This window comes from Burkholderia sp. RF4-BP95, from assembly GCF_001521985.1.
In the GTDB taxonomy this organism is placed as follows: domain Bacteria; phylum Pseudomonadota; class Gammaproteobacteria; order Burkholderiales; family Burkholderiaceae; genus Burkholderia; species Burkholderia diffusa.
The window spans coordinates 721,893-733,912 of sequence record NZ_LOSX01000018.1; the positions used below are offsets into that span (position 1 = coordinate 721,893).

A 12,020-nucleotide genomic window follows, 5' to 3' on the forward strand; every position below is an offset into this window, starting at 1 on the left:
CGTGCATGGTGCGCGCCGTTTTGTCGATTCTCGTTCGCCGACCTCATGCGCCTCGATCTCCCGTCCGCTCCCGCTTCTTCTTCGCCGTCGGCCAGCCCGTTCGCGCGGATGGCTGCCGTCACGGTCCTGACCGGCGTCGGCGCGGGTGTCGGCGGGATGCTGCTCGCGCTGCTGCTGCACGCGATCCAGCATGTGGCCTACGGCTACAGCCTGGCGCACGTCGTCGGGACCGAGAGCTTCCTCACGGGCGTGACCGGCGCCGAGCCGCTGCGCCGGCTCGCGGTGCTCGTCGTCTGCGGGCTCGTCGCGGGCGGCGGCTGGTGGGCGCTTTACCGGTTCGGCCAACCGCTCGTCAGCATCCGCCGGGCTATTCGCGCCGCCGATCCGCGGATGCCGTTCGCCAGCACGACGGTGCACGCGTTGCTCCAGATCGTCACCGTCGCGCTCGGTTCGCCGCTCGGCCGCGAAGTCGCGCCGCGCGAGATCGGCTCGCTGCTGGCCGGGCGGCTCGCGCATCGCGCGGGGCTCACGCCCGCCGATTGCCGGCTGATGGTCGCGTGTGGCGCGGGCGCCGGCCTCGCGGCCGTCTACAACGTGCCGCTCGGCGGTGCCGTGTTTGTGCTCGAAGTGCTGCTCGGCACGTTCGAACTGCGTGCGCTGGTGGTGGCCGTCGTCACGTCGGCGATCGCGGCGGCCGTCGCATGGATCGGGCTCGGCAACGAACATCAGTACACGGTGCCTGCGTTCGCGCTGAGCGCGCCGCTGGTCGCGTGGTCGATCGTCTGCGGGCCGCTGTTCGGTTTTGCCGCCTACGGCTTCGTGCGGCTCACGACTCGCGCGCGGGCGGATGCGCCGAAGGGTCGCCTGCTCCCCGTGCTCGCGCTGGTCAACTTCGCGGTCATCGGCGTGCTGGCGATGCGGTTTCCGCAGCTGCTCGGCAATGGCAAGGGGCCGGCTTCACTGGGCTTCGACGGCACGCTGACGATCGGCGTCGCGGCGACGCTGCTCGTGCTGAAGGTGCTGATCGAGGCGGGCAGCCTGCGCGCGGGGGCGGAGGGCGGGCTCCTGACGCCGGGGCTCGCGAACGGCGCGCTGCTGGGCGTCGTGCTCGGCGGGGTGTGGAGTCTCGTGTGGCCGGGCGCGTCGATTGGCGGATGCGCGCTGATCGGCGCGACCGCGTTCCTTGCCGCGTCGATGCAGATGCCGATCACGGCCGTCGTGCTGCTGCTCGAGTTCACGCGTGTGAATCACGACAGCCTGGTGCCGATGCTGCTGGCCGTGGCCGGCTCGCTGGTTGCGTACCGGTTCGCGCAGTGGGTGGTGGAGGGGCGGCTGGGGGCGGCCGCGGCCGTCGCCACGCCGGTGACGACGACCCGGTAGCCCTCCTCGGCACAGGCTGCGGCGCGCGGGCTGCGGCGCGCGGGCTGCGCCGCGCGGGCTGCGCCGCTGAAGTGCATCGATCTATATCACGGCAAGGAACTGGACGCCGCGGCGAAGCAGCTCGTATTACGCCCGAACAGCACCTATCGGACCGAGCATTCGCCGAAGTCGCAGTAGCGATAAAACGCCGTTGCGCAATGCAACGGCGCGCCGTATGCCGTTTCGCCGACGCTATTCAAGCGTCCGGATCGAATTGCTGATTCCGCGCGCGCAGTCGATCACCGCCGGCGCGAGCTTGCGGCGCGCATCGTCGAACGTCCAGCGGCTCGTCGGCGCGACCACGTGGACGGCCGCGACCGGCTGCCCCTGGCTGCCGACCACGGGCGCGGCAATCGACATGTCCCCGATGAACAATTCTTCCTGGTTGGTCGCGTAGCCTTCGCGCCGTGCACCGTCGAGCAATGCGACGAGTTCGTCGAGCGCCGTGACCGTACGCGGCGTATGCGGCGTACGCACCATGCCGTCGAGCCGCACACGCGCTTCCTGCGGCGGCAACGCGCTCAGGAATGCACGGCCGCTGCCGGTGCAGTACATCGGGATACGGCTGCCGATCGGCATGTGGATCGGCACGAACTTCGTCGATACGAAACGCGCGACGTAGACCATTTCGTCGTCGTCCGGCTCGGTGAGATTGGTGGTCTCGCCGGTCAGGTTCGTGAGCTCGGACAGGAACGGATTCGCGACGTCGATCAACGTATCGGCCGCGAGATAGTTGAAGCCGATCCGCATCACGTGCGGCGTGAGCTGGAAACGCCGCGTGACTGGATGCTTGCGGATGTAACCGAGCTGCTCGAGCGTATAGACCATCCGCTGCGCGGAGCTTTTCGTGATCCCTGCCGCGTCGGCCACTTCCGCCAGCGTCATCGTGCGCCGCTTCGCGCTGAACGCGCGCAGCACGTTGAGCCCTTTTTCCAGCGACTGATTGAACAGCAGATCATTTGATTGATCGGGTGACGTTTCCATGGCGAGGGGCGTGATCGATTCGATATCGCATCCTATCGTATCGAATATCGATATGCAAAAATCTTTTCGCGATATTTTTGATTCGTTTTAAGATCGGGTCATCGTCGCAGTGTCGATCAGCGGCCGGCCGACGCACCGGGTTAATCGAGAAGGAGACGTCATGGTTTCGTTCATCAAGCGGTTCGGCGCACTGGCCGCCGGTTTCGCCACCTGTATCGCACTTTCGACGGCTTCGGCGAGCGCCGTTGCGGCCGAGCCCACGCTGAAGGTCGGCGCGACGGCCACCGGCGTGCCGTTCACGTTTCTCGACGTCAAGAGCAATTCGATCCAGGGGATGATGGTCGATGCGATCACCGCGGCCGGGAAGTCGGCCGGGTTTCGCGTCGACGTGCAGCAGACCGTGTTCTCGGCGCTGATCCCGTCGCTCACCACGCAGAAGATCGACATCATCTCGGCCGCGATGCTGAAGACGCCTGCGCGCCAGCAGGTCGTCGATTTCTCCGACACCGTCTACTCGTTCGGCGAAGGCCTGATCGTGAAGGCCGACGATCCGGGCCGCTATACGTCGATGGACGATTTCAACGGGCAGGTGGTCGGCGCGCAGGTCGGCACCGCGTTCGTCGATGCGCTCAACAAGAAGGGCATCTTCAAGGAGGTCCGGACCTACGATTCGATCGCCGACATCATGCGCGACGTCGCACTCGGGCGCATCAAGGCCGGCTTCGCCGACCAGCCGATCGTCGCTTACCAGATCGAGCACGGCGTCAATCGCCAGGTGCGGCTCGTGCCGGAATACCAGAGCGTGGTGAAGGGGCAGGTCTGCTTCATCGTGCGCAAAGGCGACAACGCGACGCTCGAACAGCTCAACGGCGCGATCCGCAAGATGAAGAGCGACGGCACGCTGCAGCAGATCCTGCAGAAGTGGCACATGAGCTGAGCATCGGCGCCCGATTCCCGTCCGGCATCGCCCGCGCGTCGCGGGCATCCACCGCGGCGCGCCGTTCGGGCGTCGCATAGGAGACCTCATGTTTTTTCAGAACGCGATCGATTTCCTGCCGATCCTGCTGAAGGGCGCGGTGATCACCGTCGAGATCACGGCATGCGCGTTCGTGCTCAGCTCGGTGCTCGGACTGATCCTCGCGCTGATGAAAGTGTCGCGCAACCGGGCGGTGTCGACGGCCGGCAGCACGATCGTCAACGTGATCCGCGGGCTGCCGATCATCGTGCAGCTGTTCTACATGTACTTCGTGCTGCCCGATCTCGGCGTGCAACTGTCGGCGTTCCAGGCCGGCGTGCTCGGCCTTGGCATCGCGTATTCGGCGTACCAGGCCGAGAACTTCCGCGCCGGCATCGAGGCGATCGATCGCGGCCAGATCGAAGCCGCGCACGCAATCGGCATGCGCGGCCCGATGATCATGCGGCGCGTGGTGCTGCCGCAGGCGTTCCGCATCGCGCTGCCGCCGTACGGCAATACGCTCGTGATGCTGCTGAAGGATTCATCGGTCGCGTCGACGATCACGGTCGCGGAAATCACGCGTGCCGGCCAGCTGATCGCGTCGTCGACGTTCCAGAACATGAGCGTCTACACGCTCGTCGCGCTGCTGTATCTCGCGCTCGGCCTGCCGCTGATGTTCGGCGTGAACCGGCTCGGCAAGCGGCTCGCACTGAGGAGGGGCGCATGATCAGGATCGAATCGATACACAAGCGGTTTCAGCAACACGCGGTGCTGAAGGGCGTGAGCCTCGACGTGCAGCAGGGTGAAGTCGTGTGCCTGATCGGGCCGTCCGGTTCCGGCAAGTCGACCGTGCTGCGCTGTATCAACGGTTTCGAGACCTACGACGAAGGGGCGATCACGATCGACGGCGTGAAGGTCGACGCACATTCGAAGCGCATCCACGAGCTCCGGATGTGCGTCGGCATGGTGTTCCAGCGCTTCAACCTGTTCGCGCACCGCACGGCGCTCGAGAACGTGATGGAAGGGCCGGTGCACGTGCGTCGCAGGCCGGCCGCGCAAGCGCGCGAGCAGGCCCGCGCGCTGCTCGACAAGGTCGGGCTCGCGCACCGGATGAATGCGTATCCGTCGGAGCTGTCGGGCGGCCAGCAGCAGCGCGTCGCGATCGCACGCGCGCTCGCGATGGAGCCGCAGGCGATCCTGTTCGACGAACCGACGTCGGCGCTCGACCCCGAACTCGTCGGCGAAGTGCTCGGCGTGATGCGGGGGCTCGCCCGCGACGGAATGACGATGGTGGTCGTCACGCACGAGATGGCGTTCGCACGCGAGGTGGCCGATCGCGTGTGCTTCCTGCACGACGGCACCATCTGCGAAAGCGGGCCGGCGCGCGCCGTGCTGACGCAGCCGACGCATCCCCGCACGCAGGAATTCCTGCGCCGCCTGCTGGCGTCGGGCGGCGCCGACAACCCGGATCGACCATGAGTGCAACGAACGCGGCACCCGGATGGCCCGACTCGCCGTGGCCGGATTCGCTATGGGCGGCGACCGCCGCGCCGGCACCCGATACGCCCGCGCTCGACGCGTCCGTATCGTGCGACGTGGCGATCGTCGGCGCCGGTTTCACCGGCCTGTCGACCGCACTTCACCTGGCCGAGCGCGGCGTGAACGTTCGCGTGATCGACGGCGCGCAGCCGGGCTGGGGCGCGTCGGGCCGCAACGGCGGGCAGGTGATTCCCGGGCTGAAATACGACCCAGACGAACTGGTGCGCCGGTTCGGCGATACGGCCGGCGAGCAGCTTGCCGGCATCGTCGGCGGCGCGGCCGACACCGTGTTCGACCTGATCGCGCGGCATGCGATCGACTGCGATGCGCGTCGCCACGGCTGGATCCAGCCGGCGCCGACCTCCGCGATGCTCGACACGGTCGCGGGCCGGGCGCAGCAATGGGCCGCGCGCGGTGCGCCGGTCGAGGTGCTCGGCCGCGACGACGTCGCGCGGCGGCTCGGCACGCATGCGTATGCGGGCGGCTGGATCGATCGCCGCGCGGGCAGCGTGCAGCCGCTCAGCTATACGCGCGGCCTGGTGCGCGCCTCGCAGGCGAGCGGGGCCGTCGTGCACGGCTCGACCCGCGCCGTCGGGCTGACACGCGTCGACGGCCGCTGGCGGATCGCGACGTCGGGCGGCGCGACGCTGTCCGCTCAGCGCGTCGTGATCGCGACCAACGGCTATACGGACGGGCTGTGGCCCGGCTTGCGCCAGTCGGTGATCGCCGCGAACAGTTTCATCGTCGCGACGGAACCGCTCGCGCCGGAGCTTGGTCGCGACATCCTCTCCGGCGGCGAGGTCGCATCGGATGCGCGGCGTCTGCTGCTGTACTTCCGCCGTGACGCCGCCGGGCGCCTGCTGATGGGCGGCCGCGGCCCGTTCGCCGAACCGCGTGCGCCGGGTGACTGGCGCCATCTCGAGCGCGCGACGACGCTGCTGTATCCGCAACTGAAGGGCGTCCGGTTCGAATACCGCTGGGCGGGGCGCGTCGCGATCACCGCGGATTTCCTGCCGCACGTGCACGAGCCCGCGCCGGGCGTGACGATCGCGCTCGGCTACAACGGTCGCGGTATCGCAATGGCGACGACGCTCGGCAAACATCTGGCCGCGCATCTGTCGGGCGATGCGCAACTGCCGCTGCCGTTCCGGGTCACGCAGATCCGGCCGATTCCATTGCACGGGCTGCAGCGCTTCTATATCGCGGCCGGGGTCGCGTGGTATCGGCTGCTCGACAGCCTGTCCTGACGCCGGTGCGAGGGCGGGTCGCCATCCATCGTCCGATCGGGCAGAATCGGCCTGCCGCCTTTCCACCGACGGACGCCGCATGACCGACCCGACCGAACCTCCCGCCCGCCGCGCTTACGCGAGCTTCGCGCAACGCTACGCGGACATCGCGCCGACCAAGGCGCACAACGCACTCTACGAGCGTCCGACAACGATGGCACTGCTCGGCGACGTCGACGGCCTGACGGTGCTCGACGCCGGCTGCGGGCCCGGCATCTGCAGCGCGCACCTCGCGCGCCACGGCGCGACCGTCCACGCATTCGACATCACGCCCGAGATGGTCGCGCTCGCGCAAACGCGCTGCGCAGGCCTCACGGTCGACGTCGTGGAGGGCGACCTGGAGGCGCCGCTCGCGTGGCTGCCCGACGCGTCGGTCGACAAGGTGCTGTGCTCGCTCGCGCTCGACTACGTGCGTGACCTCGCCCCGACGCTGCGTGAATTCAGACGCGTCGCACGGCCCGGCGGGACGCTCGTGTTCTCGATGGCGCATCCGATGCGCGACTGGATGGACGAGCGCACACGCGGGGACGCCACGTACTTCGATACGAGCCGTTTCGGCTTCCACTGGTCGGGTTTCGGCCAACCGAAGCCCTATGTCGAAGCGTGGCGCCGGCCGCTTGCCGACATCCTGAACGCGCTCGCCGACGCCGGCTGGCAGCTCGACCGGTTCGTCGAACCGAAGCCGCTGCCCGAGATGAAGGCCGTGTCGGAGCGGCTCCATGCGGAGCTGTCGCTGGCGCCGGCGTTCCTCTGCATTCGCGCGCAGCGCTGACCAAAAGCGGCGGCGGGCCAGCCGTCAGCGTGCCGGCTCGTCGGTCAGCGTGCCGAGAAACGCTTCGATATCCTTGATGTCCTGCGCGGTCATCGCGGGCTTGTCACCGGGTTTGCGGTCGAACGGCGCATCGGTCACGTCGACGTTCGCGCGGTACTTCGGCGGAATGTCGTCGTATTCGTCGACCTTGCCGTCCGCGCCGCGCGAATAGAACTTTTGCGGCGAGATGCTGCGCTCGTTGTAGAACGCCATCACCTGGTCGAGCGTGTGGAACACGCCGTTGTGGAAGAACACGTGGCGCGTCGCCGCGTTGCGCAGCGTCGGCGTCAGGAACATCGCGCAGTACTGCGTCTGGTCCTTGAGATCCTCGCGGAACGGCCCGCACACGCCGAGATCGTGGAACGCCGGGTTGCGGTTCTGCGCGAGCGCCATGTTGCGCGGCGCGCCGAGCGCTTCGTACTGGTAGTCGGTAAACATCGGCGGCAAGCCGTCCTTGCCGGGCTTCGACAGGTGGCAGCCCGCGCAATTCGCCTTGTCCGGATCGTTGAAGAGCCGCAGCCCGCGCAATTCGGCCTGCGTCAAGCGCGCACGGCCTTCGAGCCAGCGGTCGTACTTGCTGTCGTACGGATGAAACGACGGATCCTCGACCTGAAAGCGCGCGATCGCGAACATCGCCTCCGACACCAGAAGCCGCGGGCTGGAGAACACGCGCGCGCCGAACAACTGCTCGAACTGCGCGCGATGCGACGACTGCGCGAGCTTGCGCGCGACGTCGTCGATGCTCGCATTCGCCATCTCGACCGGATTCAGCAGCGGCCCGAACGCCTGCTGCTGCAGCGTATCGGCGCGGCCGTCCCAGAACATCCCGCCCTGCGGCACGAGCTGCGGCGCGGCCGACGCGCCGGCCACCTTTTGCGCCTTGACGACCCCGGCCGCCGATGCAGCCTGCTGCGCGACGCTCGGCGCGGCGTCGTTTTCGCCCGCATCGGGGCCGATGCTGAAGTTCGGCTGGCGATACAGATACATCAGCGACGGCGGCGGGCGGTAGCCCTGCTGTGTCATCGCGAGGCCGCCCGGCTGCACGTCGAGCCCGTTCGGCGGCCCGTACGCATGGTCGGGGCTGTGGCACGACGCGCACGACTGCTTGCCGGATGCCGACAGCGACGGATCGGCGAACAGCGCACGCCCGAGCTGCGCGACGGCAGAGAGCGGCTGCGCGGCCGGGCGCTGCAGCACGACCGGATGCGGATTCGCGCCCGTCCAGTCGGCGACGACGTCGCCGATCGCCGCCGGCGTGCTGGCCGGAAACGCGATCGCGAATGCGCCGTAGCCGAGTACGGCCGCGCCGAGCGCGAACGCCGCGCGGCGCACCGCGCGGGCAGGGGAACGCGGCGCGGCGGCGCCGGATGCGTCGGGAGACGGGAACGCGGGACGAGCGGTCATGCTGTCGGTCGAAAGTCGGGCGCCGCGTGAAAGCGGCGCGTCAAACGGAAACGGCCGGCGCACGATGCGCCGGCCTGCTGCTGCCGGTTACGCGATGCCGGTCAGATCGACGGCGCCGCGCTCAGCACGGTCCCTTGCGTCGGATCGAGATACAGCGGCGCCGTATTCGGCTTCGACGAGAAGTCGAACAGGCCGCGCAGGTCGCCAGCCGTCGCATCGAACGAACCGCCGCCGATGCGCTGGCCGCCGAGCCAGTTGTCCTCGATGAAGCGCACGACGGACGCCTGGTCGAGCATCGTGTGGTCGACGTAGTTCTGCTTCGCGTACGGCGAGATCACGACGAGCGGGATGCGCACACCCGGACCGCATCGGCCGTTCACCGTGCCGCCGTTCACGCCGGTGGTGCCGCCCGAGCCGCACGCGCCGTTGCCGTTCAACTGGTCGATCGCGTCGGACGACGAATGCGTCGGCGCCGTGTATGCGTGGTCGTACCAGCCGTCCGAGTCGTCGTAGGTGACGATCACGGCCGTGTTCTGCCAGTCCGGCTGCTGCTGCAGGAAGTTGACGACCTTCGTCACGAACGCCTGCTCGTCGAGCGGATCCGAATAGCCCGCGTGCGCGTCCTGCGCGGCCGGTGCCTTCAGGAAGCTGACCGACGGGAAGTTGCCGGCCTTCACGGCCGCGAAGAAGTCGTCGCTGTCGTACTGATGGTTCGCCGGTTCGGCCGTCTTGCCGTCGGCTTCGAAGCTCGAACCGATCGCCGCGACCGCGCTCGGCCGCGTGTGCTGCGGGTTGGCGGTCGACGCGTAGTACTGGAACCAGTTGTGGTGCGGGATGTAGTCGGCCGTCGCGGCGTTCACGGCGGTGGCGACGGTGCTGCGGCTACAGCCGGTCGTGCCGTTGCTGTTGGTCGTCGACAGGTTGAAGCCGCCCATGAAGCCGCCCCACGTGATCTTCGCGGCGTTCAGCAGGTCGCCGATGTTCTTGCCGCTCATCATCGCCTGGTCGGTTGTGCTCGAGCACACGTCGTAGCCGGGGTCGACGTCGTTGATCATCGTGAAGCCGCCCTGGCCGTCGTTGATGTAGTACGACGTGGCGGCGAGCGTCGACGGCTGCTTCGACGTCTTGACGATCTGCATCCCGTTGGTCTGGCCCGACACGACGTTCAGCGCGCCCGGCGTCGACGGGCCGTAGACCGTCGTATACGCGTTGTCGCTCATCGCGAAGCGCTGTGCGTAGTTCCACAGCGCGGTCACGGTGTTGCCGTCGAAGTAGCCCATCACCTGGCCCTTCGTGCCGAACGCGCCGGCGCCGCCGGACGAGCCCTTGCCCGTATATTTCGGGAACAGGTCGGCGAGGCCGTTGTCCTCGGCCTGCTGCTCGGCCGTGTACGCGTGGTTCTGGTCGGCGGTCGCGGCTTGCGTGCGGTCGAGGCGGAACGGGTTCGCGGCATCGGTGCCGTTGGCCGTGTTCGTGAAGTTCGGGTTCGCGGTGAGCAGCGTGCCCGTCAGCCCGTTGACCGTCGGCGTGCCGGGCTTCGCGGTGAACGCCGGTTCGCCGGACGGGTTCGACGCGTTCGGGTAGGTGCCGAAGTAGTGGTCGAACGACACGTTCTCGCCGTAGATCACGACGACGTGTTTGATCGGCGTGGCGGTCTGCAGCGCATCCTGCGACGACACGGCGGGCGTCGACGAGGGATCGTCGCTGCCGCCGCAGGCGAACAGCGCAAGCGCCGCGCCGGCGCACGCGGTGACGAGCAAGGCTTGACGGAACATCGGGAAACTCCAGGTAAATTTTCGACGGTGGAGCGCGGCCTCGTTGCCGTGTCGGTTCGGCGCGGAGCTCGCGATAGAGCTCCGGCATTGGAACAGTTCGGTATGAAGATATGGGGGCGGAGCGGTTTCGCGCCGGTTGCGCCGCGGTATCGGTTTCATTACGGCGCGACGCGGCGCGAAAGAAAGCGGAAAGGGACGGAGCGGATGCAACCCGGGCGACACATTCGGCGATCGGCACGGCCATGGCCGCGGATGTCGCGCGGGGCGGGCGACGGCGCACGGCGGGCCGGTTCGTCCAGGGTGCCGGGCCGCGTTCCTTTTTGACAATCGGGTGACGCATTCATACGATGGTTGGCTCGCGGCGACGATTTCGCGTTGCCGGCCGTCAGCGAGTGTTCAGCGTGCCGATCCCCGTTCTGTTTGCCGTCCTGTGCGCCGCCTTCCTGCATGCGGCGTGGAATGCGCTCGTGCGCAGCAGCGGCGACCGGCTGCGCTCGGCCACGGTGCTGCAGATCGCGATCGGGCTGTTCGCGCTGCTGTTCCTGCCGGCCGCCGCGCCGATCACGCCCGCGAGCTGGGTCTGCGTCGTCGCGTCGGCGGTGATCCACGTCGTCTATACGCTGCTGCTGGTGCGCGCTTACGAGCACGGCGACCTGACCGTCGCGTATCCGGTCGCGCGCGGCACCGCGCCGCTGCTCGTCACGCTCGGCGCGGCGGCGTTCGCGGGCGAGCGCCTGAACGCGGGCGCGCAATGCGGGCTCGTGCTGATCTGCGCGGGCATCATGGCGATCGGGCTGGAGCGGGGCCGCGGCGCGCGGCACCGGATGACGCAGGTGTTGCCGACCGCGTTCGCCACCGGCGTATCGATCGCCGCGTACAGCGTGGTCGACGGGATCGGCGTGCGGGAAAGCGGCAGCACGGTCGGCTATACGGCGTGGATGTTCGTGCTGACGGGGTTGCTGATGGCCGCGTACTACCGGCTGCGCGCGGGGCCGCTGCGGCTCGCGCAGGATGTCGGCGAAACGGCGAAGGCTGCATGCGGCGGTGTCTTCGCGGCGCTTGCGTACGCGATCGTGATCTGGGCGATGGATCGCGCGCCGATGGGCCCGGTGTCGGCGCTGCGCGAAACGAGCGTGGTGTTCGCGGCGTTGATCGCCCGCGTGTATCTCGGCGAGCGGCTGACGCCGCGTCGCGCGGCGGGATGCATGGTGATCGCGGGCGGCGCGCTGCTGATCAGCGCGTTCGAGGCGGTGCGCTGAGCGCGGCGGCCGGGCATTGCGTCGACCGGGCGGTCGCGCGGCACCGTGTCAGCTTTCCACCGGCATCGCGCTCGTGCACTTGATCTCGTCGAGGCACACGCTGGAATGCACGCCGCTCACGCCGGGAATCCGCATCAGCGTTTCGAGCAGGAACGTGGACAGCCCCTTCAGATCGTGCGCGACGACTTTCAGCACGTAGTCGATATCGCCCGTCACCGAGAAACATTCCTGGATCTGCGCGAGATCCGACACGAGCTTCTGGAACTTCGACAGGTCGCGGATATGCCCGCGCTCCATCGTCACGTGCACGAACGCGGTGACGCCGAACCCGAGCGTGTCGGGGCACAGACGGGTTTCGTAACGGCGGATCGCGCCGATTTCCTCCAGCCGCCGGTGGCGTCGCAGCGTCTGCGCGGGCGACAGGCCGACGGCCTTCGCCAGGTCGAGGTTCGACGCGCGGCCGTTCTCCTGCAGCACCGACAGCAAGTGGCGATCGATGCGATCGAGAACCGGTTCAGGCATTTTTGTTTCCTCATCTGTCTCCCGGATGCAATCTTATCTCATAATGTAGGGTTTGCATGAGCGGGT

11 protein-coding genes are annotated in these 12,020 nt (G+C 68.2%); 7 read left to right on the forward strand and 4 right to left on the reverse strand.

Annotated features, from left to right (window positions below; genetic code table 11):
• Nucleotides 1-45: 45 nt before the first annotated feature.
• Complete coding sequence (locus WS46_RS07860) at nucleotides 46-1,380, forward strand: chloride channel protein (RefSeq protein WP_059690032.1); 1,335 nt, start codon at nucleotides 46-48, stop codon at nucleotides 1,378-1,380.
• Nucleotides 1,381-1,611: 231 nt separating this feature from the next.
• Here the strand turns inward: WS46_RS07860 and WS46_RS07865 are convergent, their stop codons facing one another.
• Nucleotides 1,612-2,403, reverse strand: coding sequence for an IclR family transcriptional regulator (locus WS46_RS07865; RefSeq protein WP_059690033.1), 792 nt, complete (start codon nucleotides 2,401-2,403; stop codon nucleotides 1,612-1,614).
• Between the two features lie 160 nt (nucleotides 2,404-2,563).
• On the opposite strand from WS46_RS07865, the gene WS46_RS07870 reads away from it, so the two are divergent.
• The 5 genes from WS46_RS07870 (at nucleotide 2,564) to WS46_RS07890 (ending at nucleotide 6,955) form a co-directional block, all read left to right on the forward strand.
• Nucleotides 2,564-3,340 carry an ABC transporter substrate-binding protein gene (locus tag WS46_RS07870; RefSeq protein WP_059690034.1) on the forward strand — a complete coding sequence of 259 codons (777 nt, stop codon included), beginning with the start codon at nucleotides 2,564-2,566 and terminating at the stop codon, nucleotides 3,338-3,340.
• 88 nt (nucleotides 3,341-3,428) lie between these two features.
• Entirely contained in the window at nucleotides 3,429-4,085 is a 657-nt protein-coding gene (locus tag WS46_RS07875; protein ID WP_059690035.1) for an amino acid ABC transporter permease, read from the forward strand.
• Complete coding sequence (locus tag WS46_RS07880) at nucleotides 4,082-4,837, forward strand: amino acid ABC transporter ATP-binding protein (protein ID WP_059690036.1); 756 nt, start codon at nucleotides 4,082-4,084, stop codon at nucleotides 4,835-4,837. Before WS46_RS07875 ends, WS46_RS07880 begins: the two co-directional genes overlap by 4 nt.
• On the forward strand, nucleotides 4,834-6,144 hold the full coding sequence (locus WS46_RS07885; protein ID WP_059690037.1) for an FAD-binding oxidoreductase: 1,311 nt from the start codon (nucleotides 4,834-4,836) through the stop codon (nucleotides 6,142-6,144). Before WS46_RS07880 ends, WS46_RS07885 begins: the two co-directional genes overlap by 4 nt.
• A 79-nt stretch (nucleotides 6,145-6,223) precedes the next feature.
• Entirely contained in the window at nucleotides 6,224-6,955 is a 732-nt protein-coding gene (locus tag WS46_RS07890; protein ID WP_059690038.1) for a class I SAM-dependent methyltransferase, read from the forward strand.
• A 24-nt stretch (nucleotides 6,956-6,979) separates the two neighbouring features.
• On the opposite strand, the gene WS46_RS07895 is transcribed toward WS46_RS07890, so the two are convergent.
• Both WS46_RS07895 and WS46_RS07900 read right to left on the reverse strand, forming a co-directional pair.
• Nucleotides 6,980-8,398 carry a cytochrome-c peroxidase gene (locus WS46_RS07895; RefSeq protein WP_059690039.1) on the reverse strand — a complete coding sequence of 473 codons (1,419 nt, stop codon included), beginning with the start codon at nucleotides 8,396-8,398 and terminating at the stop codon, nucleotides 6,980-6,982.
• A gap of 101 nt (nucleotides 8,399-8,499) precedes the next feature.
• Complete coding sequence (locus tag WS46_RS07900) at nucleotides 8,500-10,173, reverse strand: phospholipase C (RefSeq protein WP_059690040.1); 1,674 nt, start codon at nucleotides 10,171-10,173, stop codon at nucleotides 8,500-8,502.
• A 347-nt stretch (nucleotides 10,174-10,520) separates the two neighbouring features.
• On the opposite strand from WS46_RS07900, the gene WS46_RS07905 reads away from it, so the two are divergent.
• Nucleotides 10,521-11,432 (forward strand): EamA family transporter, encoded by a 912-nt coding sequence (locus WS46_RS07905; protein WP_059690041.1) that lies wholly within the window; start codon nucleotides 10,521-10,523, stop codon nucleotides 11,430-11,432.
• 48 nt (nucleotides 11,433-11,480) lie between these two features.
• Here the strand turns inward: WS46_RS07905 and WS46_RS07910 are convergent, their stop codons facing one another.
• The gene (locus tag WS46_RS07910; RefSeq protein ID WP_006479071.1) at nucleotides 11,481-11,954 is read right to left on the reverse strand and encodes an Lrp/AsnC family transcriptional regulator; all 474 of its coding nucleotides are present in this window, start codon (nucleotides 11,952-11,954) and stop codon (nucleotides 11,481-11,483) included.
• Nucleotides 11,955-12,020 lie beyond the last annotated feature (66 nt).

What these genes read in the sequence shown, in the direction of transcription:
- WS46_RS07900 (WP_059690040.1), bottom strand. Translation starts at nt 10,173, where the DNA reads ATGTTCCGTCAAGCCTTGCTCGTCACCGCGTGCGCCGGCGCGGCGCTT.
- WS46_RS07880 (WP_059690036.1), top strand. Translation starts at nt 4,082, where the DNA reads ATGATCAGGATCGAATCGATACACAAGCGGTTTCAGCAACACGCGGTG.
- WS46_RS07870 (WP_059690034.1), top strand. Translation starts at nt 2,564, where the DNA reads ATGGTTTCGTTCATCAAGCGGTTCGGCGCACTGGCCGCCGGTTTCGCC.
- WS46_RS07860 (WP_059690032.1), top strand. Translation starts at nt 46, where the DNA reads ATGCGCCTCGATCTCCCGTCCGCTCCCGCTTCTTCTTCGCCGTCGGCC.
- WS46_RS07885 (WP_059690037.1), top strand. Translation starts at nt 4,834, where the DNA reads ATGAGTGCAACGAACGCGGCACCCGGATGGCCCGACTCGCCGTGGCCG.
- WS46_RS07910 (WP_006479071.1), bottom strand. Translation starts at nt 11,954, where the DNA reads ATGCCTGAACCGGTTCTCGATCGCATCGATCGCCACTTGCTGTCGGTG.
- WS46_RS07890 (WP_059690038.1), top strand. Translation starts at nt 6,224, where the DNA reads ATGACCGACCCGACCGAACCTCCCGCCCGCCGCGCTTACGCGAGCTTC.
- WS46_RS07865 (WP_059690033.1), bottom strand. Translation starts at nt 2,403, where the DNA reads ATGGAAACGTCACCCGATCAATCAAATGATCTGCTGTTCAATCAGTCG.
- WS46_RS07905 (WP_059690041.1), top strand. Translation starts at nt 10,521, where the DNA reads ATGGTTGGCTCGCGGCGACGATTTCGCGTTGCCGGCCGTCAGCGAGTG.
- WS46_RS07895 (WP_059690039.1), bottom strand. Translation starts at nt 8,398, where the DNA reads ATGACCGCTCGTCCCGCGTTCCCGTCTCCCGACGCATCCGGCGCCGCC.
- WS46_RS07875 (WP_059690035.1), top strand. Translation starts at nt 3,429, where the DNA reads ATGTTTTTTCAGAACGCGATCGATTTCCTGCCGATCCTGCTGAAGGGC.